This window comes from Frigoribacterium sp. PhB107 (assembly GCF_003751515.1).
Lineage (GTDB): Bacteria > Actinomycetota > Actinomycetes > Actinomycetales > Microbacteriaceae > Frigoribacterium.
Map to the genome: position 1 here is coordinate 1,486,350 of NZ_RJKU01000001.1, position 24,903 is coordinate 1,511,252.

Genomic DNA, 24,903 nt, shown 5'->3' on the forward strand with positions numbered 1-24,903 from the left:
GGACGAGGCCGACAGCTGGCTGCAAGGCGGGCGGACAGCCTTGTCCGCCCGCCGCGCCGTGGCTAGCGTGGGGGCACGGCGCCGGGGGGTGCCGGACGCGAGGCAGCCCTGCTGCTCACCGACTCGCGGGCACGACGGATCAGGGAGACGGACCATGTCGACGACGACGAAGACAGGCGACACAGGCACGGACGACGCGGGCCCGAGCGGCGCGACCGGGGACCGACGGGACGACGTCGCGGGGGCCGCCGGGCGCCTCCTCCGCTCGCCCGTCTCGGCCGCGCGGTACGCGTGGCTCCGCGCCAGGGCGAGCTCGACCCCGCGTCCGCGCGACGTCCCCTTCGGCGCCGGGGCAGGCGTCGACCCCGACCGCGTGCTCGTCGTCGGGGCAGGTCCTGCCGTGGGCTGGGGGGTCAGCTCCCACGACCTGGCGCTGCCGGGCCGTGTCTCGCGGAGGCTCGCCCGCCGCACGGGTCGCGGCTCCCACGTGGCGGCGTTGGCGGAGGCGACGCACCGGCTCCCGGCCGTCCGAGCCGCCCTCGACGACGTCTTCCTCGAGAACTGGGACGTCGTCGTGGTCACCCTCGGAGCGGCCGACGCCCTCACGCTGCGCTCGCCGCGCCCCTGGGCCCGCGAGCTCGACGCCGTCGTCGTCTCGCTCCTGGCACGACTCCGGCCCTGCGCGCGGGTGGTCGTCGTCTCGGCTCCCCCGGGCGACGCGCTCTCGACCTTCGGGCTGCGCGCGTCCGCCGCTGCCGAGCGCCACGCGCGGCTGCTGAGCGACGCCGCCGACGAGGTCTGCTCTGCCCACGCCCGCGTGACGCACCTCGCGCTGCCCGCGCTCCCGCGCCTCACGCAGGACGGCCGAGCCGAGGAGGCGCCCCCCGCCGTCGACGACCCCACCGGCCGTCTCTACGAGCAGTGGGCCGACGCACTCAGCGAGCACGTGGCACCGCTGCTGCACGCCCAGCGCGCCCGCACCGACTCCCCGCAGAAGGCCCGCAGCCGCCCGCAGCCCGAGCGCGTCCGGCTGGACGCGATCACCGCCTCCGGGCTGGGGCAGGCGGAGCCGACGGCGGCGCTGCACGACATCGCCGACCGCGCGAGGGAGGCCTTCTCGACCGACGGAGCCGCGTTCGACCTCGTCCTCGACGACCACCAGTGGGCCGTCGTCAGCACGCTCGGGTCCGCGCGGGCGATGCCGCTGAGCGAGTCGTTCTGCGTCACGACGATCCGCTCGGAGGAGCCCTTCGTCGTCGCCGACGCGTGGGCGGAGGGGCTCGAGCTGCCCCGCAACGACATCCGCTTCTACGCGGGCTGGCCTGTGCACACGGCCGACGGCACGCGGATCGGGGCCTTGTGCGTCTTCGATCCGCAGCCTCGGGACGTCTCCGGGCTGCAGGTCGAGCGGCTGCGGGAGTTCGCGCTCGACGTCGAGCGGGAGCTGTTCCGCCTCGCGGCCGCCTGAGACTTCGTCACGTCCACGTACACTGAGGCCGTGCTCCGTCGCCTCGCTCCCCTCGCCGCCGTCGTGCTCTCCGCTGCCCTCCTCACGGGGTGCTCCACCGCCGACGACGAGCCCGACCGTCCGGCGCCGAGCTCGACCCCGTCCGCCACCGCCCCCGCGCCGACCCCGACGCTGAGCGCCGCCCCCGCCGTCCCCTCGACGTCGACCGTCGCGAGCGTCACGGGCCGTTCGGTCGAGGTGCACGACGCCCCCGACGGCGCCGTCACGACCACCCTGGACAACCCACAGGCGTCCGGCGCGCCGCTCGTGCTGCTCGTGCTCGGCCAGGAGGGCGACTGGGTGAACGTCTCCGTCGCGCAGCGGCCGAACGGGAGCAGCGGCTGGGTGCCGGCCTCCGCCGTGACCTTGACCACCACCTCCTACGCCCTGGTCGCCTCGACGACGAGCAACACCCTCGTGCTCTACGACGCCGGCGTCGAGAAGAAGTCGTTCCCGGTCGCGACCGGCACCGGCGGCACGCCGACGCCGACCGGCTCGTTCTACCTGACCGAGCTGCTCGCCCCGACGAACCAGGGCTACGGCCCCTTCGCCTACGGCCTCTCCGCGTTCTCCGACGCCCTCAACTCGTTCGGCGGAGGCCCCGGCCAGATCGGCCTGCACGGCACGGACGACGAGGCCAGCATCGGCCAGGCCGCCAGCCACGGCTGCATCCGCCTCTCGAACGCCGACATCAGCGAGCTCGCCGCGATGCTCCCGCTCGGGACGCCGATCACGATCACGTAGCGGGCACGGCCGCGCGCCTGCAGGTCAGCCGTGGACGAGCGGCAGGGCGCGGACGCCGGCCATCACGTCGTCGACGATGCCCGACGAGAGACGCACGTCCTCGCGCAGCCCGTCGACGGCCTGCTCGAAGGCCGCGACGAGCCCGCGCCGGACGCCCTCGACGACCTCCGTGGCTTCCTCGCGCCCAAGCCCGAAGGACCGGCCCGCGTCGACGAGATCTCCTGCCCCGATGCGCGCCAACGAGTACTCGCCGCCCACGTGCATGGCGCTGTCGATGCGGGAGACGCGGTCCCAGTAGGGCGCGTAGGTGACGAGGTCGTAGAGCGGGGCCAGGGACACGTGGTCACCGTCGAGCAGCACCGAGTAGTTCTTCGCGTGGGCGTCGGTGCACCCGGCGACGACGTTGAACACGACGGCCCGATAGAACGTCGCGGCGAGCTCGCGCCGGTCTGCCTCTCGGGGCAGGGACCGGGCGAGTCCCGCGACGGCAGCCAGCCCGGGCCCTCCGTCGCGGTGCTGGTACTTCTTGTCCGGGGAGACCGCGAGCGCCTGGCAGAGATCCTCCTGGTGCAGTCGACGCCACGTGCCCTCGACGAGCTCGCGGTCGTAGCGCCGCGTGACGTACACGTCGAGACCGTCGATCTCGACGAGCTCCGACTCCGCCACGTCGTTGCCCAGGTGGTGCGCCGCGCGCATGGTGAGCTGCTCGACCACGTCGATGCGACGCGCCGCACCGGCGACCGGCTTGAGGATGTGCGTCGTCGGGGTCGCCTCCCGCGGCGTCCCCCAGCCGTCGTCGAGACGGTGCAGGGCGATCTTGGGCTGTGCACCGGCGAGGCTGAACCGGCCGACGGCGTCGGACCACGGCACCCCTTCCGCGTACTCCGACACGGCATGGCGGAGCATCGTGCCGACCGCGGCGTCGGAGACGGGCGTGACGAGGTCACGCGACCCCGTCGCGTCCTCGGGCGACGACCCGGGCCCCGTGATCTGGACCGACCCTGCGACGTCCGCCCCGACGCGCTCGAGCAAGGCGACCGGATTCGCCCGGGAGACCCCGAACCGCCTGGCGGTGGCCTCGAGCGCCTCCGCGTTGTCGGTGAGCAGCCCCCGGAGGAACGGCAGCACGACACGCTTCCTGTGCGTCGCCGCCGCGAGGGGCATCGACAACGAGAGCGGCGTCGGCGACGGCGACCGGCGCCAGGGCTCGTCGTAGCGGAACGTCACGTCGCCTCCGGCGGACTGGGTCACCACGCCGCAGAGCTGTCCATCGAGGTGGACTGCCAGCTCAGTCACCATCGGACGTCGCCGGTGTCGCGAGCTCGCAGGGCGACCTCGAAGCCGAGCGCCTGCCAGAGGTCGAAGACCTTCGACGCCTCGACGCTCGCCTTGCCTGCCTCCACGTCCGCGACGAAGGAGCGTGAGACACGTGCCCTCTCGGCCAGCTGAGCCTGCGTCCATCCCCGCTCGTCGCGGAGCTCGCGGACCACGGCAGCTGCCTCTCGCATCGTGTACACGGCGTTCCTCCCGCTGATGGCCGGCGCAGTCATGTCGCCGTACGACCACAGTACGGGATGTCGCCGTACGGCGACAAACTACCATGTCGCCGTACGGCGACAGAGTGCAATATCGTCGTACGGCGACACGCACCGCCTCAGAGGGCGACCAGCACGACCACGACCGCAGCCGCGACGACGACCTCCAGCACGACGTCCGCCACGACCCGCCGACGCGACCGGTCGGCCCGCAGCCACGGCAGGCCCGGCCAGCGCAGCACCGCGCCCGCCACGCCGGCCGCGACGAGCAGCACCGGCAGCAGCCAGAGCGCCACGGGCACCGAGCTCCAGGGCAGCAGCTGGTGCAGCACCACCAGGACCACCACCGAGTTCAGCGCGGCGATCAGCAGGTCGACGCGGCTGCGGGTGCGCCGCGCCTCCTTCGCGGTCCAGACCGAGAACGCGAAGGCCCCCGGCACGAACAGGGCGAGCACGCCGACGACGGCGGCCGAGATCCAGGTCACTTCTCCTCCACCAGCAGCTCGAAGGCGAGGTCGTCCAGGCTGACGGCCGAGCTGCTCAGCACGACCACCGCACGGTCGGAGTCACGGTCGAAGCCGACGAAGCTCGCGTAGCCGCCCGTCATCCCGTTGTGCCAGGTCGAGGTCCCCCCGGGCGCCGAGCCCTCGTCGCCGCCGCCGCCGTCGTGCGGCGTCGTCATCCACGCCCAGCCGATCTCGGCGCCGCCGCCGCCCGCCTCGACGAGCGGCTCGGTCGCGATCACCCCCGGAGCCCGGTCGTCGCGCTGCGCCACCGTGTAGGCGACCATGTCGTCGAGAGTCGAGCGGACGCTGCCGGCGGGGCCGAAGGCCCGCATGGTCCAGGCGTCCGCGTGCCGCCCGCTCGACGTGAAGCCGGTGGGCGCGTCCGCGCGGAGCCCGTCCGGGTCGCCCGGCGCGTACGTGTCGGCCAGGCCGAGAGGCTCGGCGACGCGCTCGGCGACGAGCTGCTCCCAGGGCGTGTCGGCCGCCGCGGCCAGCGCCTGCCCGAGCAGCGCCATCCCGAAGTTGGAGTAGCCGTACGGCTTCTCGTCGTCGACCTCGGCCCGCGAGGCCTGCCCGACGAGTGCGGCGACGTCGTCGGTGTACGGGTCGGCACCCGACAAGTTCGCGAGCAGCACCCTCCCCGTGAAGGACAGGTCGGCGGGGAGCCGCGGCAGGCCGCTGTGCTGCGTCGCCAGCTCCTCGAGGGTGATCGAGGAGGCGTCGCCCGTCACCCCGAGGAGCTCGCCGAGCGTGCTCTCGCGCTGCACCTCGCCGCGCTGCTGGGCGACCGCGTACAAGGAGGCGGTGACCGTCTTCGTCACCGACCCGATCTCGAACTCGTCGGCCCTCGGCCCCGTGGCCGTGCCGAACTCGGCACGGGTGACCTCGTCGCCGTCGACGACCGCGACGGCGAGCCGGTCGAAGGCGCCGGCGGGCAGCTCGTCACGGACCCGCTGGATCAGCGCCTCGTCGCCGGTCGTCTCGGCCGAGAGCGACGGCGGGCGCGGGATCGCGGCGGCGCCCAGGCCGAGCGTGACGACGCCCGCGACCACGGCGGCGACGATGCGGCGTCCGCCACGGCCGGCGCGACGCTCGGCCCCGCTCACGAGGTCCTCCCCGCGGCGCCGAGCACGACGAGCAGCGGCACGACCCGCTCGGGCGGCACGGCGTACCGCCCCCGCCCCACGGCCACGAGCCACCCCGTCGCGACCAGCTGACCCAGGTGGTGGTACAACTGCCCGGTCGACCCGAGGCCCCCCTCGGCCGAGATCTGCGCGACCGTGTCCGCGCCTCCCACGACCGCCTGCAGCAGGCCGAGCCGCGTGGCGTTGCCGAGCGCGGCGAGCGACGGAGCGGCCTGCGCCCAGTCGGCGGCGAGCAGCCCGTCGGTGGTCAGCGTGATCTGCCAGTCGACGGGGCCCGCGGGCACCGCGACGGAGCCCGCGAAGACGATGCCTCCCGGCGGGTCGAGGCGCTTCTTCACGCCGTCGAGCGCCCAGAAGACGTCCGTGGCTTCGTCGACCGCGCTGGCGGAGGAGGGGGACGGCGCCGAGGAGGTGCCCGCCCGCTCACCGGCACCGGTGTCGGCGACGCCCTGCTCGAGCGCGTCGAGCCTGGTGAGCGCTCCGGCGAGCGCGCGGCGCAGCTCGTCGAGCTCGGCCTGCAGGACATCGTGGGAAGCCATTCCTCCACGATAACGGAAGTTCCGGAATAACGGGAAAAGTCAGGCGCTGCGCGATGCCCGGCGCGTGACGGCGGCCGCCCCCGCGGCCACGACGCCGAGGAGCAACGCCGCACCGCGGAGCCCTCCCCGGTGCCGGACCGCCCAGAGCCAGCTGCTGTGCTCCCTCACGAGCCCCGGGTGCTGGCCCCGCACGCCCACCCGTCGCCCCGGCGACCACAGCGCCGAGTCCGACGGGGCCTGTGACGGCCGATCGTCGTGCGACGACCACGGCAGGTAGCGCTCCATGACCCGGTCGGTCGCCCTCGGGAAGAGCCCCGCCAGGACTGCGCCCGCCTTGGCCTGGCCGCCCACGTGCAGGTCCCGGACAGGGTGCTCGGCCGCGTGGAGGACGGCCTCGGCGACGACCTCGGGCGCGTACACGACGTCCCGGTGGGCAGGGTGCTGGTCGATCAGGCTCTCGGCGTGGTCGCCGTAGGGCGTCGCGACCCGGCCGGGGTGCACGAGCGTCACGGACACCGGCAGTCCCGAGACCTCGGCCTGCATGCGCACGCCGTCGACCCAGCCGTGCACGGCGTGCTTCGCGCTCGCATAGACGGGCTGCACCGGGTCGGCACGGTCGCCGAACACGCTGCCGACCGTGATCAGCGCACCGGCCCGCCCGCCGACCTCGAGCGTGCCGGGGCCGTGCTCCTCCCGGCGGGCTCCCCCGAAGTGGGCGAGGGCCGTCCGGGTGCCGTGCACGACGCCCCAGAAGTCCGTGTCGAAGAGCCGGCGCATGTCGTCGAGGGGCACCTCGTCCACGCCTCCGAGGATCGACACCCCGGCGTTCGAGACCCACGTGTCGAAGCCGCCGAACGTGTCGACGGCCACCTGGGCCGCGGCGTCGACGGCCGCGGGGTCGCCCACGTCGGCGACGGCGTGCGCGGCCCGGCCGCCCTCGCGGCGGAGCCGGTCCGCCTCGGCGACCAGCGCCCCCTCGTCCCGGGCCACCAGGACGACGGCGGCGCCCCGAGCGGCCGCGAGACGGGCCGTCGCGAGGCCGATCCCGCTGGTGGCCCCGGTGACGACGACGACCTGGTCGGCGATCGCCCGGAGATCGCCCTCGCGCACGTGCGACGGGCGGCGGAGGACCGACACGAAGGAGGAGGGGGTGCGCATCAGAGGATCGGCTTCCCGCCCGTGACCGCGACGCGCGCGCCCGAGACGTAGCTGGCCTCGTCGGAGGCGAGGAGCACGTAGACCGGCGCGACCTCTGCCGGCTGGCCCGGGCGTGCGAGGGGAACGTCCTGGCCGAACTGCTCCACCTGCTCAGGAGGCATGGTGGCCGGGATCAAGGGCGTCCAGATCGGGCCGGGGGCGACCGAGTTGGCCCGGATGCCCGCGTCGGCGAGCATCTGCGCGAGGCTCGCCGTCATGTTCGCGATGCCGGACTTCGTGACGCTGTAGGGCAGCAGCGTCGGGGGCGGGCTGTCGGAGTTGACGGACGAGGTGCCGATGATCGACGAGCCCGGTGCCATGTGGGGCACGGCGGCCTTCACCAGGTGGAAGAACGCGCTCAGGTTGACCGCCATCGTGCGGTCCCACTCGTCGTCGCTGATGTCGAGGATCGAGTCGTGGGTCCACTGGACAGCCGCGTTGCTCACGAGCACGTCGACGCGGCCGAGCTCGCGGACGGCGGTCGCCACGACCTCGCGGCAGTGGGCCGGGTCCGCGAGGTCGCCGGGCACGAGGACGGCACGACGGCCCGCCTCCTCGACCAGGCGACGCGTGTCCTGAGCGTCCTCCTCCTCGTCCAGGTAGCTGACCACGACGTCGGCGCCCTCGCGCGCGAACGCCAGGGCGACGGCCTTGCCGATGCCGCTGTCCGCCCCGGTGACGATCGTCGCCTTGCCCTCGAGGCGGCCGGAGCCGCGGTAGCTCCGTTCGCCGTGGTCGGCACGGGGGGCGAGGTCGCCCTCCGCGCCGGGGAGGTCCTGCTGCTGGGCGGGCTGGCCGTCCTGCGGCGCGTCGGCCCGTCGGGCCGTCTCGGTCGCGGTCTCGGTCGCGGTCGCGGTCTCGGTCTCGTCGTGGTCGCTCATGGCCTGACGCTACGCACGCCCGGCCGCACCCGGACCGGGGTCGACAAGACGCCCCGGAGGCGCTAGCCGGGACCGTCCCGACCATCAGCCGCCGTGACCGGTCAGCGGCCGACGACGAACGTCTCGACCGCCGCGACGGCCGCGCCCCGCGCCCACCGCGCGAACCCGGTCGCCTGCAGGTCGACCGCCACGGGCTCGGCATCAGCGGCTCGACGAGCCCGCATCGCTGCGTCGACGACGTCACGGCCCGCCAGGGCCAGCCCGATCCCGTCGCCCGTGACGACGATCGCGCGCGGCCAGGCCAGGTCGGCGACGAGCGCGAGCAGCGCGCCCAGCGCCACCGCCGCCTCCTCGACGACGGCGGTCGCCCCGGCGTGCCCGGACGCGTGCGCGGCCAGCAGGTCGTCGAGCGAGACGTCGCCGCCCCGCCCGAGGGCCTCGGCGGCCCGGTCGAGCACGGCCGCCAGGGCCAGCACCGAGGAGGCGCACCCCCGGTGGCCCTCGTCGCAGACGCCGTCGCCGACGCCGAGCGGCACGTGGGCGATCGGGCTCCGCGCGCTCGTCGGCAGGTCGAGGATCTCTCCCCCGACGACCAGGGCGTAGCCCAGGCCCGCACCGATCGTCACCAGGGCGAAGCGGTCGAGGTCCCGCGCGGACCCGAGCCAGCGCTCCGCGCGGACGAGCGACACCACGTCGTTGTCGACGACGACGGGATGGTCCAGCCGCTGGCGGAGGGCGGTGCCGAGATCGACGTCGACCCACCCGAGCAGCGGGGCGACCGAGACCCGGCCCGCGGCGTCGAGCTGGCCGCCCACGCTCACCCCGACGCCGTGGACGGCCCGGTCCGGACACAGGACGAGCAGCTCACGCACGAGGTCGGCGAAGGCGTCCGCCACGACGACGGGATCCGTCGACGCGAGCTCCGTCGACGCCTCGTGCAGCACCTCGGCGCGCAGGCCGGCGACCACGCCCCAGACGCGGGCGGCGGTGATCTTGACCCCGACGACCACGTCGCGGTCGAGGACCAGGTCGAGCGGGGTCACGGGGCGCCCGAGCCCGGGGCCCAGCACCGCGCCGAGCTCGGTCGCCACCCCGATGTCGAGCAGTGGCCGGACGGCCCGGGTGACCGACCCCGGGGTGAGGCCGAGCGCGAGCCCCAGCTCGCCGCGGGTCAGCGGGCCGTGCAGCAAGAGCTCGACGACCACCTGGTGACCGGTGCCGCGGCGCGGCAGCAGCGGTGCGGGCCTCGTGTTGCTGAACGGCTCGGCTGGGTCGTCCACGGCGCCTCCTCCGACGCTCAGAGTGTAACGAGGGACCCCGTCCTTGACCCACTACATCGTTGCGCACTACAAATAAACGTCGAGGTCGACCCCCTCGGCAGCACGCGACCCCGCCAGAGGAGCACGATGACGACGCCGTCCGACCCCACGACCGACCAGACGACCGACCCTGCGACGGCGGGGCACACGGCTGACACGACTCCTTCGGTCGTCCACCTCACCTCGGGCGGCGTGAGCGTCGTCCTCGACCTCGGCGCGGGCCGCCTGCCCGTCGTCGCCTGGTGGGGCGCCGCCCTCGGCGACCTGTCCGCGGCCGAGCTCGACGCCGTCGTCCGCGGCGGCCTCGCCGGCGTCGTGCCGAACGAGCTCGACGAGCCCGAGGTCGTCGAGCTGCTGCCGCTCGCCTCGGGAGGCTGGCGGGGCCAGCCCGGGCTCGAGGGGCACAGCGCCGGGACGTCCTGGACGCCGCTGTTCCGGGCGCAGGCCACGACGCTCGCGGACCGCGTGCTCACCGTGCACGGCGTCGACGAGCAGTCGGGCCTCGCGGTCGACGTCGTCGTCGAGCTGCTCGGGTCCGGGCTGCTGCGCAGCCGTGCCGCGGTCACCCGCACCTCCGGCGACGAGTTCGTCGTCGACTCGCTGCAGATCGCCCTGCCCGTGCCCCGGCGCGCCCAGGAGGTGCTCGACCTCGCCGGCCGGTGGGGCCGCGAGCGCGCCCCGCAGCGGCTGCCGTTCGTCGTGGGCGCGCACCTGCGCGACTCGCGGCGCGGACGGACCGGGGCCGACGCCTCCTTGGTGCTGGCCGCCGGCACGCCCGGCTTCGGCTTCTCGTCCGGGGAGGTGTGGACCCTGCACGTCGCGTGGAGCGGCGACCACCGCGAGTACGCCGAGCGCATGGCGAGCGGCACGAGCGTGATCGGCGGCGGCGAGCTGCTGCTGCCCGGCGAGGTGCGGCTCGCAGCCGGCGAGACGTACCAGGGGCCGTGGGTCTACGCCTCCTGGGGGCGAGGCCTCGACGCCGCCGCGGCGCGGTTCCACGAGCACCTCCGGTCGCGCCCCGGGCACCCCTCGTCGCCCCGGCCCGTCGTCCTCAACACCTGGGAGGCCGTCTACTTCGACCACGACCTCGACCGGCTCGTCGAGCTCGCCCGCGCGGCCGCCGAGGTCGGCGCCGAGCGGTTCGTGCTCGACGACGGCTGGTTCCGCGGGCGGCGCGACGACACGGCCGGCCTCGGCGACTGGTTCGTCGACGAGACGGTCTGGCCCGACGGCCTCGAGCCGCTGATCGGCGCCGTCCGCGAGCTCGGCCTCGACTTCGGCATCTGGGTCGAGCCCGAGATGGTCAACCCCGACAGCGACCTGGCCCGCGCGCACCCCGAGTGGATGCTCGCGCCGGCCGGCCGGCTCCCCATGACCGGGCGCAGCCAGCAGGTGCTCGACCTCGGGCACCCCGAGGCGTACGCGTACCTGCTCGAGCGGCTCACCGACCTGCTCGGCTCGCACGACGTCGCGTACGTCAAGTGGGACCACAACCGCGACCTGCTCGAGGCCGGCCACTCCCCCACCGGCACGCCGGGCGTGCACGAGCAGACCCTCGCCCTCTACCGCCTGCTCGACGAGCTGCGCGGGCGGTTCCCGGCCGTCGAGATCGAGTCGTGCTCGTCCGGAGGGGCCCGAGCCGACCTCGGCGTGCTCGAGCGCACCGACCGGGTCTGGGCCAGCGACAACATCGACCCGCTCGAGCGCCAGCAGATCCAGCGCTGGACCTCGCAGCTGCTGCCCGGCGAGATCGTCGGCTCGCACGTCGGCTCGCCGCACTCGCACTCGACGGGCCGCACGCACACCCTCGCGTTCCGTGCCGGCACCGCGCTGTTCAGCCACTTCGGTGTCGAGTGGGACGTCTCCCGCGCCTCCGCCGACGAGCGCGCCGAACTCGCCCGCTGGGTCGACCTCTACAAAGAGGTGCGACCGCTCGTGCACTCCGGTCGCGTCGTGCGCGCCGACCACGTCGACGAGTCGTCGCTGCTGCACGGCGTCGTGTCGCAGGACGGGTCGGACGCCCTCTTCGCCTTGGTCCAGCTGACGACGCCGCTGACCTCGGCGACGGGGTCCGTGCCGCTGCCCGGGCTCGACCCGGCACGGCGGTACCGCGTCCAGCTGCAGGCGCCCGGCGACGTGCCGCGCACACGGTCCGACTCGCCGCCGCCTTGGGTCGTGGACGGGGGCGTCGTGCTGTCGGGCGGCGTGCTCTCCGAGCAGGGGCTGCAGCTGCCTGCCCTGCACCCCGAGCAGCTGCTGCTGCTGCGCGCGACCGCCCTGTAGGAGGCACGGGCCGGCCCTGCAGGAGGCGGCGGCCGGCCCCCGGGACGTGCGCACCGCCTCCTGCGACCTGGGTGTCGCCCCTCGGGACACGGCGTACGCTCGCGCCCATGACCAACGACGATCACAGCAAGCGGCCCTCCGAGGCGACCACGGACACCGACGACCCCACGTTCGACAGCCCGCGCAGCGACGAGACGATCGACGAGATGCAGTCGACGTCCGTGTCGGACTCCCCCGCCGTCGACGACGACATCGACGAGGACGCGATCACGACCCTGCCCGGCACCGGCGGCCCGGACGACGTCGGCACGGTCGAGGTCGACCCCGCCGACCTGAACCTCTCGGGCGACTCGATCCCCGGGCACCCCAAGCCGGGCCCGCCCAAGCACTAGTCCGCCGTCGGCCGGGCGCGCCCTCAGGCGCCGACGCCGTCCCGGAGGAGTCGGACGACGCCGTCGATCGACTCCTCCGTCAGCTGCCGCCTCGTCACGATGTGGTAGCTGAGCAGGCCCACCAACGCCTCGACCGCCGTCGCGGTCGGGGCGTCGCCGCGCACCTGGCCGGACTCGACGGCACGGTCGAACCGCGCCTCCAGGGCCACCCTCGTCACCGTCGTGAGCTGCTCGTCGTAGCGTGCCGCCACCTCGTCGTCCTCGGCCGTGGCCGCCGACGTCGCCCGCAGCAGGGCGGCGGTCGAGGGCGTCGCGAGCGCCCGGCCGAAGTCACGCAGCCACCCGGCGACGTCGGCCCAGACGTCGTCGCTGTCGGTCTCCGTGCTCGGCACCGCGAGACCGGGCATCAGGTGCCCCTCGAGCACTCCCTCGGCCACGAGCGCCGCCTTGGACGACCACCAACGGTAGATGGTCTGCTTGCCGACGCCGGCCGCGACCGCGACCCGGTCGAGCGAGAGCTTGTCGTAGCCGCGCTCGGCGAGCTCGTCGCGGGTCGCCAGCAGGATCGCGAGGCGTGCCTCCTCGCTGCGGGCGCGACCGGGCCGTGTCGTGGTCATGGCTCCAGCTTGGTGGATCGCCGCTACTGCACCGACCAGCCGCCGTCGCTCGCGAGGATCGCGCCGTTGATGTTGACCGCGTCGTCGCTCAGCAGGAACGTGATCGACGCCGCCAGCTCCTCGGCGGTGGCGATGCTCGGGATCGCCGCCTGGAAGGGCCGCAGCCGCGCCGACCCGACCTCGGACACGGTCGCCGGGAACGGGATGCCCGTCGCGACGCCGCCGGGCGCCACCGCGTTGACCCGGATGCCCTGGCCCGCGTACATGAACGCGGCCGACTTGGTCAGGCCGACCACGCCGTGCTTCGACACCGTGTAGGCGTTGCCCGAGGCGTTGCCGCGCAGCCCCGCCTCGGAGGCGACGTTGACGACCGAGCCGCGGCCCGCCTCCTGCATGAGCGGCAGCACCGCCCGCGAGAGCTTGAACGCGCCGGTGAGGTTGACGGCGATGACCTTGTCCCACATGGCGTCGCTCGTCTCGTGCAGCGGCGAGAAGTCGTCGTTGATGCCCGCGATGTTGGCGAGGGCGTCGATGCGGCCGTCGGCGGCGGCGACGATGCGGTCGACGTCCTCCTGCGCCGTGATGTCGCCGGCGACGGTCACGAGGGCGACGTCGATGTCGGGCAGGTCGGCGACGAGCGCCTCGAGCTTGTCGGCGAACAGGTCGACGGCGACGACGCGGCCGCCCTCGCGGGCCACGCGGGAGGCGGTCGCCCGGCCGATCCCGGAGGCCGCGCCGGTCACGACGACGGTCTTGCCCGTGAACCGGCCCGGCGTGGCCTTCTCGCGCCAGGGGCCGGTGTCGTCGCCGCCCGCCGCCTCCTCGGGGACCACGCCGCCGTTGGCCCGGAGGACGAGGTCGTCGACGAGGGCCTGCGGCAGCTGGCCCTGGCTCAGCGCGACGAGCTGCTGCAGCGGCAGGCCGCGCACGGGAGCGAGCGACGACTCGTCGAACGCGCCTCCCTGCCCGAGCACCTCACGGACGAGGGCACCGCCCTCGGGGTGGTCGAGCCAGTCGCCGATGGAGGTGGAGCCGGTCAGCGGGCGGTCGTTCGTGGTCATGGTGTCTCGCTTCCTCGCGTGTAACGAGACCGATCGTCTCGATTCGGCGAGCGTAGGGGCGGAGGCTGAGCGTCAGCCGCGCGAGGGGTCAGCCGCGCGAGTACCGGACGACGACGCCGGGCGACCACGTCGTGAGGTCGGGCTCGCGATCGACGAGGCCGGGCAGGCCGGCTGCCGCGAGCAGCTCGTCGTCGAGGCGGGTCACCGTCGCGGTCCGCAGGGGCCAGGGCTCGTGGGCCCTCCGCCACCAGCGGGCCCGGCCGAAGGAGGGGGCGTGCACGCCCCAGCGCTCCGTCAGGAACTCGAGGGCCGGGTCGGGCGCGACCACCTCGTGGCCGGGGACGACGCGGACGAGGCTGCCCGCGCCTCCTCGATGCCGCTGTGTGCGGTGGGCGACGTCGTCCGGCCGCACGAGGGACCCGGCCCTGGCCCAGACGTAGGGCAGGCCGATGGTGCGCGCGGCGAGCACGGCCGGGAGGTGCTGGGTGTCGATCGACCGGTAGGCGACGCCCTGCCTGCCGGCGTCGTCGACCGTCGCCAGCTGCACCACGATCTCGGTCATCGTGCCGAGGCGGCCGAGCCTCGGCAGGGGCGGCACGGTGCTGTCGACGAAGCGGTAGGCGACGAGGCTGGCCCAGGCCGCGCCGTCGTGCTCGTCGGGGCGGGTGCCGAGCGGCACGAGCGGGGCGACGCGGTCGGGCTCGACCCGCCAGTGCAGGCCGACCACCTCCCGCCAGTCGTGCTGCGTGACGGGTCGGTGCGGGAGCGGCGGGGCGGCGGACACGGCTCCGTTCTACGCCCCGCCGCGTGCCGCGTGCCGCGTGCCGCAGACGGGCGGGTCCGTCGCGGCCGGGCGACCGCGACAGCCCGAGACCGGCGAACTCGCCCGTCTCGGGCTCGACCTGCCCCCGCGGCCGCGGCGGCTCAACCCTGCGACGACCCCTGGCGACGGAGGCGGCGAGCCAGCACCAGCACGAGGCCGGCCAGCAGCAGCGCCGCGCCGAGCGAGAGCGCCAGCGTCGTCACGACCGAGCTGCCGGTGAAGGCGAGTGCCGAGGCCGCCGCTGCGGCCGAGCTGCCGGCAGCGTCCGACGAGGAGGCGGCGGGCGCGGACGGTGCCCCCGCCTGTCCCGCAGCGGGCGCGGCGGGCACCGGAGCGGCCGCGACGACGACCGCGTTCGTGACGCTCGAGGCGGCGAAGTCGGCGTCGCCGCTGTAGTCGGCCGTGATCGAGCGGGTGCCGGCGGCGAGACCGGTCACCTCGCAGCCGTCGGCGGGCAGGACCACGGTGCAGAGCACGGTGTCGTCCTCGCGGAACACGACCGTGCCGGTGGCGCCCCGGGGCAGGCCGGACACCACGAGGCGCACCGGGCTGCCGGCGACGGCGCCTGCCCCGGACGTGCCGACCGTCGGCGACGTCGGCTCGGGGGCGACGACCAGGTCGAACGGCTCGCCCTCGGCAGGGTCGTAGTTCGCGTCGCCGCTGTACACCGCGCGGACCACGTGGGTGCCGCCGCGGAGCCCGGCGGGCACGGTGCAGGAGGTGTCGGGCAGCGTCGCGGTGCAGAGGACGGTGCCGTCGGACATCGTGTAGGCGATGGTCCCGGTCGCCCCGGCGGGGACGCCCTCGGAGTCGAGGACCGCCGGCTGCCCGTGCACGACCTCGACGGTCGTGTCGGCCTCGTCAGGGCCGTCGCCGTCGCCGGAGCCGTCGCCCGTGCCGTCGCCGGTGCCGCTGCCCGTCGAGGGCGCGCCGATCACGGCCGTCCCCTTGGCCACGCGGAGGCCGCGGGGCGCCGAGGTCGAGCCCTCGTGGTCGCCGTCGCCCGAGTAGCGGGCCGACACCTGGTGCTCGCCCGCGGCCAGGTCGGCCGGGGCGGCGCACGACGTCGCCGGGAGGGTCGCCGTGCAGAGCACGGTGCCGTCCGCCGTGACGAAGTCGACCGTACCGGTCGCGTCGGCAGGCAGGTCCGTGGCCGTCAGCGTCGTCGGGACGCCGTGACGCGCCTCCTGCGCGGGCTCCGCGAGGGCCGTCGCGGTGGTGCTCCGGGCGACGACCAGGTCGAAGGTGGTCGACGCCGCGGCGTGGTCGGAGTTCCCGGCGTACGAGACGACGACGCCGCGCGTCCCCACCTCGGCCGGCGTGGTCGAGCACGCGGCGGCGCCGGTGCCGTCGAGCTTCGCCGAGCACAGCTCGACACCGGTCTCGGCGTCGCGGAACACGGCGAGGCCGGAGGGCGTCGTCGCGCCGGCCGAGGTCGACGAGAACGTCGCGCGGAGCGTCGTCTCGACACCGCGCTGGGCCGCGACGTCGGAGGACGTGCCGACGACGGCCTGCACCGGCACGGTCACGACAGAGGTGACCGTGCGGGCCTCGGCGTCGCGCGAGGCGACGACGGTCGAGACGCTGTGGTCACGTGCCGTCCCCGACGTGGTGACCGGCACGCGCACGGTCGGGAGGGTCGTGCCGGGCGCCAGCTCCGTCGTGGGCACGAACTCGCAGACGACCTCCTGGCCCGCGACGTCGCAGGTCCAGCCGTCGCCGGGGTCGAACGAGGAGGCGGGGGTCACGCCGACGGGGAACGTGGTCGTCGTGCGGATCGGCTGCGACTCGCTGCCGCCCTGCGCCGAGACCGTCGGGGCCACGGCGTGCACGCCCTGCGTCCCGCGGGCGATCGTGACGTCGGCGGCAGTCGCCGACAGGACGGGCACGGGACCGGCCAGGGTCTGCGCCTTCAGGTAGTTGACCTCGTGGACGTCGGAGGCGCCGCCGGTGCCGGCGACCCAGCCGTAGGTGAGCTTGTAGGGGAACCCGGTGGCCTGGTCGATCCAGGAGGAGGGGATGCCCGCGACGTTCGACGCGCCGAGCTTCGGCAGGTCGCCGGTGAGGACCTGGCGGGCGCCTCCGATCGGGGTGAAGACGACGGAGTACTGGCCGGGCGCGACTGTCACGTCCGTGGCGCGGCTGCCCGTGAGGGGCTGGGCGGTCGGGTTGATCAGGATCTCGACGGGCACCTTGGCCTGGTTCCGGTCGGTCACGCCGGCCTTGCTGAGCGAGCCGCTCTGCAGCTTCGCGGACGAGACGACGCAGTAGCCGGTCGTCCCGTTGCCGGGGCCGCGCACGGTCACGCTGTCCGGGGTCCGGACCCGCTGCGGCGAGGGCGTCGAGCAGCCGGTGCCCTGGAAGTCGGGGGCGACGAAGTTGCCGTAGCGGTCGAGGCCGATGCCGAGGTAGGCGTTGGCGAGGCCCGAGCCCGAGCGCGTCCCGCTGTAGCCGAGCGATCCGCCGAGCTGGCCGATCTGCTGGGGAACGGCCGGGGCGTAGGGGTCGGTCGCCGCGAGGTAGAACACGATGCCGTCGGCGGTGGTGCCCGTGCCGTCGGCTGTGCCGTTGTACTGGTAGCTGTCGAAGATCGCGTCGATGCCCTTGGTGATCGGGACCGACTGACGGGCGCCGACGCCGCCCGTGCGGTTCAGCTCGGCGCTCGTGAGACGGAGCGCGCCCTGGCCGGCGGCGTCGAGGGGCGTGACGCAGCCGGGCAGCGAGTCGTCCGTCGAGGTCGATCGGGTCGACTTGCCGGTGAGGCACGCGGAGTTCGTGCCCGACGGCGAGGTGGGCAGCACGTAGCCGGAACCGGCGGTCGTGCCCGTGAAGCCCTCGTCGACGAAGGTCGTCTGCGCCGGGGCGGCCGGAGCGTCCGCCGCCAGCGCGGTGCCCGTGCCGGTCAGGCCCAGGGCGGCGACGGCCACGACCGCGACCGCGGCGGTGGCGAGACGGGCGACGGAGGTGCGGCGAGCGGATCGGGTGGAGGGTGAGGCGGAGGAGCGGAGCGGGCGCGACGGCAGTGCGACGCGGGGCGTTCGGGGCACAGGGGACCTTTGGTGAGGAGAGGACCGTGGCGGCCCAGCGCCGCCACGGTGACCACGAGTGTCGAGCCGACGATACTGGCGAGGATCACTCAGGACGGTCGTTCTGACCACAACTGGGGGCGTCCTGCCTCGTCGCTCAGGAGGAGGATGCGCCGACTCCTCGGGTGCGCCCCGTGCCCCGTGCCCCGCGCCCCGTTCCCCTGGGCGTCAGTACGCCGCGGACTGCCCGCCGTCGATCGGCACGACGGCCGCGTTGACGTAGGAGGCGTCGTCCGAGAGGAGGAACGCGACGACCGACGCGATCTCGGGGGCCTCGCCGTAGCGCTTCGTGGGGTTGCCCTGGATGAACTGCTCGGCGGCGCCGCGGGGGTCGTCGGCGCTGATCTGCTTCATGGAGGCCTCGACCATCGGCGTCCAGATGGCACCGGGGGCGATCGCGTTGATGCGGATGCCGAACCGGCCGTACTCGACGGCCGAGTTGCGGGTCAGGCCGACGACGCCGTGCTTGGCCGCCGCGTAGCCGGACTGGTTGCCGACGCCGCGGATCCCGCCGACGCTCGCCGTGTTGACGACCATGCCCGAGCCCTGTCGGCGCATCACCGCGAGCACCTTCTCGAGACCGAGGAACACGCCGCGCAGGTTGATCGCCACGACCTTGTCGAACTCGTCGGCCGTGAAGTCCTCGGTGAGGTTCTGGCGGCCCTCGATGCCGGCGTTGTTGAAGAAGCCGTCGATGCGCGAGAAGCGCTCGAGGGTGGCCGCGACGTAGGAGTCGACCTCCGCCTCCTTCGAGACGTCGGCGACGACGGTCAGCACCTCGGCGTCGGGCGTCGACGAGCGGATCGCCTCGACGCTGTCGGCGAGGCCCTTCTCGCTGACGTCGACGAGGGCGAGGGAGGCGCCCTCCGCGGCCAGGCGGACGGCGGCGGCACGGCCGAGGCCGGATCCTCCGCCGGTGATGAGGACGACCTTGTCGGCGAAGCGGTCGACGGCGGGCGTGGGGGCAGGTGCGGGCGTGGTGGTCATGGTGCTCTCCTGACTTCGACGATGAAGGGCTCGGAGCTCGGGTGCGCGGCGAGTCCTGGTCCCGGGAAGACGCGGCACGCCCTCCCGGGACGCCTTCTACGCTACATCTGTCGTCCTGGACGACGACTGCTCGGCAGACAGCGCACCGCGCGCCCGCCGCCGACGGGCCCGCTGCGACCAGAGCACGACGACCAGGGCCAGGTCCCCGGCGGCGCGAGCCCCCGGCGGGCACCGGTCATCTCGGCTGGGAGGAGTTGGTGGGGTCGCCCTTCGACGGAGTGTTCATCGGCTGCTCGTGCCGCAGCTGCTCGTCCTGCTCGGGGTCGTGCTTCGTGTTGCCGCGCTCGATCACGAGACCGCTCCCGTCAGCGCCGGGGCTCGGCCGGCGGGCGTCCCGGCGGGCGAGACCGCTCCGCCCCTGGCGTGAGCGTGTCTGCCGCGAGGGCGGCCGTGGTGCACGTGCTCGTTCAGGGCAGTGGCCTTGTCCGCGACGGAGACCAGCAATACGTAGGCGACGATGCGGGCGAAGCCGCGTGTGGGGATCGGCATGTCCCCGTCGTACGCGTCGTCGGAGCCCCGATCCGGGGCTTGCCAAGACGGACGATCGCGAGGTAGTGAGGGTCTGTCACGACGCCGGGGTGATCAGCGCTCGGGGAGCTCGACCCCGGTCGCCTCGGCGAGCGCCACGAGCAGCTCGTCCTGGAAGGCCTCGTCGAGCGCCGCCGCCTCAGGCTGCTGCTGCCGGTCGTGGTGCCAGTACGCGCCGCTGACGTCGGAGTCCGCGCCCGCACCGACGACCAGCCGGTCTTGCGTGCGGTGGCCCAGCTCGAAGTCGTCGGGGGCCGAGGGGCCGCCCATCTTCGTCGCGACCCAGCCGGGGTCGACGGAGGCGGTGAAGAGGGAGGGCGACCGACGCGCCACCGCGGCCGAGAGGGCCGTGACGAACAGCTTGCTGTCGGAGTAGCTGCCCGTCGCGCGCCCGCCGGCCCAGTCGATCCCGTCGAGGGAGGCGGTGCCGCTGCGGTGCATCCCGCTGCTGAGGTAGACGTGCCGCGTCGGGTGCTCGAGCAGGGCGGTGAGCAAGTACGGGGCGACGACGTTGACCGGGATCAGCGGCGCGCCCGAGTAGACGCCGGCGTTGTGCACGACGCCGTCGAGGGCCGGGCCGTCGTTCAGCTCGGCGACGGCGCGGAGGACGTCGTCGCGCACGCCGAAGTCGGCGACGAGGAGGCGGGCACCCCGCTCGAGGAGGCCGGCCACCGCCCCCTTCCGCTGCTCGCCCCGCACGTGCACGACGACGTCGTGCCCCTGCTCGAGGAGGGCCGCGGCCGAGCCGTGCCCGAGGCCGTCGGAGGAACCGGTGACGAGGAGGTGTGCCATGCGGCCCATCCTGCACCCTGCCCCCGACACCGTCCCGCGCTCGGCTACCGTGGAGCCCGACCCCCAGGAGGCCCCCGTGGACGCACGCCGGCAGCGCATGCTGCGCGCCGCCCTGTCCGCGGGCGTCAGCACCCTCGTCACGGCCGCCGCGCACGCCCTCGGCGGCGGCACGTTCCCGCCCGCGCTGCTGCTCGGGACCGCCGTCGTCGTCAGCGTGCTCGTCTGCTTCGCGCTCGGCGGCCGGCGCGTGACGCTGCCCCGGCTCGTCGTCGCCGTCGCGGCTACCCAGGGCCTGTTGCACGCCGTGTTCACGCTCGCGGGCGGAATGGCCCCGATGGCCCCGGTGGCCGACGACGGGGCCGCAGGAGGCGCGGGCGGCGCCCATGCCGGCCACCACCTCCCCGGAGCGACCGCCGTCCTGCCCGAGCTCGCCGCCGGAGCCCACGACGGCAGCATGGTCGGCGCGCACGTCGTGGCCGGTCTCGTGACGATCGCGTCGCTCCGCGTGGGGACGTCGGCCGTGCGGCAGCTCGTCCGCGCGCTGGGGCTGGTGCTCGTGCGGCTCGTCGTCCGCGTGACGGCGCTCGTCGTGCCGCACCGGCCGCGCGGCGCCGTGCGCGTCGAGCGCGCCCCGCGACCGCTCGTCACGCTGCTGCTCGCGACCACGCGAGCCCTTCGCGGGCCGCCCGCGCCGGCGACGACCTAGAGCCGCGCACGCCTCCTGACGGCGGGCGCGGCGTCGTGCGTGCCCGACCGCTCCCGCCGGTCCGGCCCGGACGGCCTCCCCTGTCGCCGCGGGGTCCGCCCCGCCTGCTCGAAGGACATCTCCATGCGCCCACGCGCCCGCACCACCTCCCTCGCCCGCACCCGCCTCGTCGGCGCCGTCGTGGCGTCCGCCGCGGGGCTCGCCCTCGCGCTGGCCGGGCCCGTCGCCGCCCAGGCCCACGTCGAGCTCGAGGCCTCGTCGACCGCCCCCGCGGCGCTCAGCGTCCTCACCTTCGCGGTCGGCCACGGCTGCGAGGGATCCCCCACCACCTCCCTCGCCGTCACGTTCCCCGCCGAGGTCCAGGCCGTGACGCCGACGATCAAGCCCGGCTGGTCGATCACCGAGGCGCCGACCGCCGCAGCAGTCGGTGCCGAGACCGTCGACACCGCCGAGACCGCCGAGACCGGCACCGACACCAGCACCGACAGCGGAGCGGCCGCCGGCACGACGGTCACCTGGACGGCCGCCCCGGGCTCCGCCCTCCCCGACGGCTTCCGCGACACGGTCGCCGTCTCGGCCCTGCTCCCGGTCGGGGGCGCGGCAGGCGACCTCGTCGCGTTCCCCACCGTGCAGACCTGCGAGGTCGGCTCGTACGACTGGGTCGAGCTCGCCGAGCCGGGCTCCGACGCGGAGCCCGCGTCGCCGGCGCCCGTCCTGACCCTGACCGACGCGGACGGCGGCGGAGCGGGTGCCAGCAGCACCGACGACCCGACCGGCTCGCAGGAGGCGGCCGCCGCCTCCTCGGCACCTGTTCCCGTCGACGAGACGGCCAGGGCCCTCGCCGTGGGAGCCCTCGTCGTGGGAGTCGTCGGGCTCGTCCTGCTCACGACGACGCTGCGCCGTCGCGCTGCGGAGGCCCGCCGATGAGCGCGAGCGCCCCTCCCGTCCCCGCTCCCGCTGATCCGTCACGAGACGGAACAGCAGATGCACCACGCACGCCCCCGGCCGATCCGGCACGTGACGGAACAGCAGATGCACCACGCACGCCCCCGGCCGATCCGTCACCGAACGGGACAGCGGAGACACCGTCCGCGCCCCCGGCCGATCCGGCACGTGACGGAACAGCCCAGACGCAGAGCAGCACCCCCGCTCGCGAGCTCGGTGCACCCGGCGCCCTCCCGGCGCCCCGCGCCGAACGGGTCGCACCCGGCGGGATCGGCAGCTGGCTCGGCCCGCTGCTGCTGCGCCTGCACTTCTGGGCGGCGATCGTGGTGGGGCCGTTCATCCTCGTCGCGGCCCTGACCGGTGCGGCCTACGCGCTCGCGCCGACGCTCGAGCAGGTCGTCTACGCCGACGAGCTGACGGCTCCGGGCACCGGGCCGGCACTCCCGCTCGCCGACCAGGTCGAGGCAGCCGAGCGGGTGGTCGGGGACGGCGGCGAGCTCGTCGCCGTGCGTCCCGCACCCGAGCCGGGCGACACCACGCGGGTGCTCTTCACGGGCGACGACCTGATCGAGAGCCAGACCCGGGCGATCTTCGTCGACCCGGCGACGGCGGAGATCCGCGGCGACCTGCCCGTCTACGGCACGAGCGGGTCGCTGCCGCTGCGCACGACGATCTCCGACCTGCACCGCAGCCTCGGGCTCGGCGACGTCGGCCGTCTCTACAGCGAGCTGGCCGCCAGCTGGCTCGGCGTCGTCGTGCTGGCGGGCCTCGGCCTGTGGATCGCCCGCCGCCTGCGCGCACGTGGGCCGGGACAGGCCCGTGCACGGGCGCGGCGCGACCTCGTGCGGCCCGACGTGCGCGCGACGGGCCTGCGTCGGCTGTTCTCCTGGCACGCATCCGTCGGCATCGTGCTGACGGTCGGCGCGCTGTTCCTCTCGGCGACGGGCATCACTTGGTCCCAGCACGCCGGCGACAACGTCACCGCACTGCGCGCCGCACTCAGCTGGACCGCCCCCACGCTCGACACCGCCCTGCCGGCCGAGTCCACCGGCACCGCAGGAGGCGCTGCCCCCGACGCCGCGGACGTCGCGGCCGACCCCCACGCCGGCCACCACGGAGCGGCCGCCCCCGGCGTCTCCGACGTCGACCCGGCCCGGTTCGACGACGTGCTCGCCGTCGCGCGGACCGTGAACGTCGACACCGGCCTGGTCGAGATCAAGCCGCCCGCCGACGCGGACAGCGCCTGGACCGTGACCGAGATCAAGCGGAGCTGGCCGACCCAGGTCGACTCCACGGCGGTCGACGGCGCCACGCTCGCCGTCGTCGACCGGACCGACTTCGCCGACCACCCGCTGATGGCGAAGCTGGCCCGCTGGGGCGTCGACACTCACATGGGCACCATGTTCGGCCTGCCGAACCAGCTCCTCCTGGTCGTCACGGCCCTCGGGGTCGCCGCGATGGTCGTGTTCGGCTACCTGATGTGGTGGCGGCGAGGCCCCGCAGGAGGCGCGGGCCGCCTCCGTGCCGGACGCCCTGCTCCCGCAGGTGCCCTCGTCCGCGCCCCGTGGCAGGGCCTCGTCGCGGTCGTCGCCGTCGGCCTCGTGGTGGGGCTGTTCCTGCCGATGGTCGGCCTCGGGCTCGTGGTCTTCGTCGTGGTCGACGCCCTCGTGACGGCGGCCCGCACCCGCGCGTAGCGGTGCCGGGACACGCCGGCGGGTCAGTCGGTACCGTGGGTCCGTGCACCCCCTCGAACAGGACGTCGTCGAGCTCGCCCGACGCGCGGCCGGCCGCGTCCCGTGGGACGGCCTCGACGTCGTCTTCGGCGAGGTCGCCGGCATCACGACCTGCCGGATCTTCGCGTCGCACCCGCAGCACGGGCGCCGGCTCGTCCCGGTGCCGGACGAACTGCGGTCGACCTTCGTCGACCTCCGCCGCGAGACCGCCGACGCCGACCGGGGTGCCTGGTTCGTCGCGTCGCTGCACGTGAGCCGGAGGCTCTCCGGCGAGACGGTGCACGAGACGTTCTCCTACGACCACGACGGCCGGCCGGAGTTCCTCCGCGACACCGCCCGCGCGGGCGCGTGGCCGGTGCCGCCGCTCCCCTACGACAGCGACTTCGTGCTGGACCTCGCCGACTTCCCCCGGTCCCGCAGGCACACGCCGGCGTGGCTGACGAAGGCCGTCCGGCGGCCCGTGAGCTCGGACGACGAGCTGCTCGAGCCCGGGACGCGCGGCGAGGCGCGCCTCCTCGTCCGCCAGCTCGCCATGGACGTCGTCGACGCGCACCGGGGCCTGCCCTGGTCGCGGACCGACCACGAGTTCGTCGTGCTCGACCGGAGTTCCTGGAGCACCGGCACGACCCTGCTGCGTGACGGCACCGTGCACCGCGGCGACCCGCTCGTGGGGGCGAGGGTCCACGACCTGCTCCGCGAGCTGCGGGAGACCACGACCGACCCGGCTCGGGGCGCCTGGCTGAGCGCGTTCCTCACCGTCTTCCCGGACGCCTCCTTCGACCTGCGGCTCAACCCCGACACGCGGCCGCACACTCACCTGCAGGCGACCGACCGCTGGCGCGCGCCCGAGCGTGCCGCGGACGCGCGGCCCGGCGACGCGGAGTGGGTCTCCGATCTCGAGACGCACCCCCGCTCGCCGGAGCACCTGCCCGCCTGGTACGCCGCGATCGTCGAGTCGGAGCAGCGACGGGCCGAGCTCCGGACCGCGACGCCCTTCGCCCGGACGCGGATCGGCGCCGCCGTCGCCCGGAGCTCGCCCGGCCTGCCCACGTCGCTGCAGGACCTGGCCGGGACGCCGCCCTGGAGGACGCTCTTCTCGTCCGTGGAGCCGGCCCTGCTCCACCAGCTCACGACGGGGTGGTGGGAGCTGCTCGACGACCCGGAGCAGGAGGATCTGTGGCCGCACACCCTCGACGCCGTGGCGCCCCTCGTGCTGGGCGACGTGCTCGACGCCCTCGGCCGGGACGGCCACACCGTCGGGCTGCTGGTGGACGCGGTCGAGGTGCTGGTGCAGCGCGGGCTCGTCGGCGCAGGGGGCGACGAGCCACTCGACCGGTGCGAGCCTCTGGGGTCGGCGATGTCGGACGCCGCCGAGACGGTGTTCATCGACGTCGGCGACGTCCTCGCGGAGGCGATCGACGCGCAGCTGGACGCGCGCTTCCCCGGCGTCCGGCACCAGCCGCGGGCGGGCTGAGCGTCCGACGCGAGCTACGCCACCGATCCGGCGCTACACCCCC

The 24,903-nt window shown here is 75.0% G+C and carries 23 protein-coding genes; 8 read left to right on the forward strand and 15 right to left on the reverse strand.

Annotated features, from left to right (window positions below):
- Nucleotides 1-154 precede the first annotated feature (154 nt).
- Both EDF18_RS06900 and EDF18_RS06905 read left to right on the forward strand, forming a co-directional pair.
- Nucleotides 155-1,468: a GDSL-type esterase/lipase family protein gene (locus EDF18_RS06900; protein ID WP_123546965.1), complete on the forward strand. Its 1,314-nt coding sequence runs from the start codon at nucleotides 155-157 to the stop codon at nucleotides 1,466-1,468.
- Nucleotides 1,469-1,498: 30 nt separating this feature from the next.
- The gene (locus EDF18_RS06905) at nucleotides 1,499-2,251 is read left to right on the forward strand and encodes a L,D-transpeptidase family protein (protein WP_233569012.1); all 753 of its coding nucleotides are present in this window, start codon (nucleotides 1,499-1,501) and stop codon (nucleotides 2,249-2,251) included.
- Between the two features lie 24 nt (nucleotides 2,252-2,275).
- Here EDF18_RS06905 and EDF18_RS06910 read toward each other — a convergent pair whose 3' ends face one another.
- The 8 genes from EDF18_RS06910 to EDF18_RS06945 all read right to left on the reverse strand — a co-directional run bounded on the left by EDF18_RS06910 (nucleotide 2,276) and on the right by EDF18_RS06945 (nucleotide 9,334).
- Complete coding sequence (locus EDF18_RS06910) at nucleotides 2,276-3,550, reverse strand: HipA domain-containing protein (protein WP_123546966.1); 1,275 nt, start codon at nucleotides 3,548-3,550, stop codon at nucleotides 2,276-2,278.
- Nucleotides 3,544-3,759 carry a helix-turn-helix domain-containing protein gene (locus tag EDF18_RS06915; RefSeq protein WP_123547354.1) on the reverse strand — a complete coding sequence of 72 codons (216 nt, stop codon included), beginning with the start codon at nucleotides 3,757-3,759 and terminating at the stop codon, nucleotides 3,544-3,546. The genes EDF18_RS06910 and EDF18_RS06915 overlap by 7 nt, the downstream gene beginning before the upstream one ends.
- Before the next feature lie 146 nt (nucleotides 3,760-3,905).
- A complete protein-coding gene (locus tag EDF18_RS06920) occupies nucleotides 3,906-4,271 on the reverse strand; it encodes a hypothetical protein (RefSeq protein WP_123546967.1) in 366 nt (121 codons plus the stop codon).
- A complete protein-coding gene (locus tag EDF18_RS06925) occupies nucleotides 4,268-5,398 on the reverse strand; it encodes a serine hydrolase (protein WP_158614638.1) in 1,131 nt (376 codons plus the stop codon). The genes EDF18_RS06920 and EDF18_RS06925 overlap by 4 nt, the downstream gene beginning before the upstream one ends.
- Complete coding sequence (locus tag EDF18_RS06930) at nucleotides 5,395-5,976, reverse strand: helix-turn-helix transcriptional regulator (RefSeq protein WP_199732345.1); 582 nt, start codon at nucleotides 5,974-5,976, stop codon at nucleotides 5,395-5,397. Before EDF18_RS06930 ends, EDF18_RS06925 begins: the two co-directional genes overlap by 4 nt.
- Before the next feature lie 39 nt (nucleotides 5,977-6,015).
- Nucleotides 6,016-7,134, reverse strand: a complete 1,119-nt coding sequence (locus EDF18_RS06935) for an SDR family oxidoreductase (RefSeq protein WP_123546969.1) — start codon at nucleotides 7,132-7,134, stop codon at nucleotides 6,016-6,018.
- Entirely contained in the window at nucleotides 7,134-8,054 is a 921-nt protein-coding gene (locus EDF18_RS06940) for an SDR family oxidoreductase (protein WP_123546970.1), read from the reverse strand. Before EDF18_RS06940 ends, EDF18_RS06935 begins: the two co-directional genes overlap by 1 nt.
- Before the next feature lie 101 nt (nucleotides 8,055-8,155).
- Nucleotides 8,156-9,334 (reverse strand): ROK family protein, encoded by a 1,179-nt coding sequence (locus EDF18_RS06945; RefSeq protein WP_158614639.1) that lies wholly within the window; start codon nucleotides 9,332-9,334, stop codon nucleotides 8,156-8,158.
- A gap of 126 nt (nucleotides 9,335-9,460) precedes the next feature.
- Here EDF18_RS06945 and EDF18_RS06950 point away from each other — a divergent pair, with 126 nt between their 5' ends.
- Nucleotides 9,461-11,656 carry an alpha-galactosidase gene (locus EDF18_RS06950; protein WP_123546972.1) on the forward strand — a complete coding sequence of 732 codons (2,196 nt, stop codon included), beginning with the start codon at nucleotides 9,461-9,463 and terminating at the stop codon, nucleotides 11,654-11,656.
- A 107-nt stretch (nucleotides 11,657-11,763) separates the two neighbouring features.
- Nucleotides 11,764-12,048, forward strand: a complete 285-nt coding sequence (locus EDF18_RS06955; protein WP_123546973.1) for a hypothetical protein — start codon at nucleotides 11,764-11,766, stop codon at nucleotides 12,046-12,048.
- A 23-nt stretch (nucleotides 12,049-12,071) separates the two neighbouring features.
- Here the strand turns inward: EDF18_RS06955 and EDF18_RS06960 are convergent, their stop codons facing one another.
- The 7 genes from EDF18_RS06960 to EDF18_RS06990 form a co-directional block, all read right to left on the reverse strand.
- Complete coding sequence (locus EDF18_RS06960) at nucleotides 12,072-12,665, reverse strand: TetR/AcrR family transcriptional regulator (RefSeq protein WP_123546974.1); 594 nt, start codon at nucleotides 12,663-12,665, stop codon at nucleotides 12,072-12,074.
- Between the two features lie 23 nt (nucleotides 12,666-12,688).
- Nucleotides 12,689-13,726, reverse strand: a complete 1,038-nt coding sequence (locus EDF18_RS06965; RefSeq protein WP_123546975.1) for an SDR family NAD(P)-dependent oxidoreductase — start codon at nucleotides 13,724-13,726, stop codon at nucleotides 12,689-12,691.
- 88 nt (nucleotides 13,727-13,814) lie between these two features.
- On the reverse strand, nucleotides 13,815-14,510 hold the full coding sequence (locus EDF18_RS06970; RefSeq protein WP_123546976.1) for a YqjF family protein: 696 nt from the start codon (nucleotides 14,508-14,510) through the stop codon (nucleotides 13,815-13,817).
- A gap of 140 nt (nucleotides 14,511-14,650) precedes the next feature.
- Nucleotides 14,651-17,596, reverse strand: coding sequence for an Ig-like domain repeat protein (locus EDF18_RS06975; protein WP_123546977.1), 2,946 nt, complete (start codon nucleotides 17,594-17,596; stop codon nucleotides 14,651-14,653).
- Nucleotides 17,597-17,803: 207 nt separating this feature from the next.
- Nucleotides 17,804-18,622, reverse strand: a complete 819-nt coding sequence (locus EDF18_RS06980) for an SDR family oxidoreductase (RefSeq protein ID WP_123546978.1) — start codon at nucleotides 18,620-18,622, stop codon at nucleotides 17,804-17,806.
- Between the two features lie 348 nt (nucleotides 18,623-18,970).
- Nucleotides 18,971-19,171: a hypothetical protein gene (locus tag EDF18_RS06985; RefSeq protein ID WP_123546979.1), complete on the reverse strand. Its 201-nt coding sequence runs from the start codon at nucleotides 19,169-19,171 to the stop codon at nucleotides 18,971-18,973.
- Between the two features lie 93 nt (nucleotides 19,172-19,264).
- The gene (locus EDF18_RS06990) at nucleotides 19,265-20,002 is read right to left on the reverse strand and encodes an SDR family NAD(P)-dependent oxidoreductase (protein ID WP_123546980.1); all 738 of its coding nucleotides are present in this window, start codon (nucleotides 20,000-20,002) and stop codon (nucleotides 19,265-19,267) included.
- Here EDF18_RS06990 and EDF18_RS06995 point away from each other — a divergent pair.
- From EDF18_RS06995 to EDF18_RS07010, 4 genes are all read left to right on the forward strand, one after another.
- Nucleotides 20,001-20,708, forward strand: coding sequence for a hypothetical protein (locus EDF18_RS06995; protein ID WP_233569013.1), 708 nt, complete (start codon nucleotides 20,001-20,003; stop codon nucleotides 20,706-20,708). The genes EDF18_RS06990 and EDF18_RS06995 overlap by 2 nt on opposite strands.
- A 123-nt stretch (nucleotides 20,709-20,831) precedes the next feature.
- Complete coding sequence (locus EDF18_RS07000) at nucleotides 20,832-21,635, forward strand: YcnI family protein (protein WP_123546981.1); 804 nt, start codon at nucleotides 20,832-20,834, stop codon at nucleotides 21,633-21,635.
- Between the two features lie 320 nt (nucleotides 21,636-21,955).
- The gene (locus EDF18_RS07005) at nucleotides 21,956-23,347 is read left to right on the forward strand and encodes a PepSY-associated TM helix domain-containing protein (RefSeq protein WP_369878214.1); all 1,392 of its coding nucleotides are present in this window, start codon (nucleotides 21,956-21,958) and stop codon (nucleotides 23,345-23,347) included.
- Nucleotides 23,348-23,390: 43 nt separating this feature from the next.
- Nucleotides 23,391-24,860: a hypothetical protein gene (locus tag EDF18_RS07010; protein ID WP_123546983.1), complete on the forward strand. Its 1,470-nt coding sequence runs from the start codon at nucleotides 23,391-23,393 to the stop codon at nucleotides 24,858-24,860.
- Nucleotides 24,861-24,903: the final 43 nt, after the last annotated feature.

Excerpts from the sequence above, each read along its gene's own strand:
- EDF18_RS06955 (WP_123546973.1), top strand. The coding sequence starts at position 11,764 with ATGACCAACGACGATCACAGCAAGCGGCCCTCCGAGGCGACCACGGAC.
- EDF18_RS06980 (WP_123546978.1), bottom strand. The coding sequence starts at position 18,622 with ATGACCACCACGCCCGCACCTGCCCCCACGCCCGCCGTCGACCGCTTC.
- EDF18_RS06935 (WP_123546969.1), bottom strand. The coding sequence starts at position 7,134 with ATGCGCACCCCCTCCTCCTTCGTGTCGGTCCTCCGCCGCCCGTCGCAC.
- EDF18_RS06960 (WP_123546974.1), bottom strand. The coding sequence starts at position 12,665 with ATGACCACGACACGGCCCGGTCGCGCCCGCAGCGAGGAGGCACGCCTC.
- EDF18_RS06990 (WP_123546980.1), bottom strand. The coding sequence starts at position 20,002 with ATGGCACACCTCCTCGTCACCGGTTCCTCCGACGGCCTCGGGCACGGC.
- EDF18_RS06930 (WP_199732345.1), bottom strand. The coding sequence starts at position 5,976 with ATGGCTTCCCACGATGTCCTGCAGGCCGAGCTCGACGAGCTGCGCCGC.
- EDF18_RS06910 (WP_123546966.1), bottom strand. The coding sequence starts at position 3,550 with ATGGTGACTGAGCTGGCAGTCCACCTCGATGGACAGCTCTGCGGCGTG.
- EDF18_RS06915 (WP_123547354.1), bottom strand. The coding sequence starts at position 3,759 with ATGCGAGAGGCAGCTGCCGTGGTCCGCGAGCTCCGCGACGAGCGGGGA.
- EDF18_RS06900 (WP_123546965.1), top strand. The coding sequence starts at position 155 with ATGTCGACGACGACGAAGACAGGCGACACAGGCACGGACGACGCGGGC.
- EDF18_RS07000 (WP_123546981.1), top strand. The coding sequence starts at position 20,832 with ATGCGCCCACGCGCCCGCACCACCTCCCTCGCCCGCACCCGCCTCGTC.
- EDF18_RS06995 (WP_233569013.1), top strand. The coding sequence starts at position 20,001 with ATGCGGCCCATCCTGCACCCTGCCCCCGACACCGTCCCGCGCTCGGCT.
- EDF18_RS06985 (WP_123546979.1), bottom strand. The coding sequence starts at position 19,171 with ATGCCGATCCCCACACGCGGCTTCGCCCGCATCGTCGCCTACGTATTG.
- EDF18_RS06950 (WP_123546972.1), top strand. The coding sequence starts at position 9,461 with ATGACGACGCCGTCCGACCCCACGACCGACCAGACGACCGACCCTGCG.
- EDF18_RS06940 (WP_123546970.1), bottom strand. The coding sequence starts at position 8,054 with ATGAGCGACCACGACGAGACCGAGACCGCGACCGCGACCGAGACCGCG.
- EDF18_RS06965 (WP_123546975.1), bottom strand. The coding sequence starts at position 13,726 with ATGACCACGAACGACCGCCCGCTGACCGGCTCCACCTCCATCGGCGAC.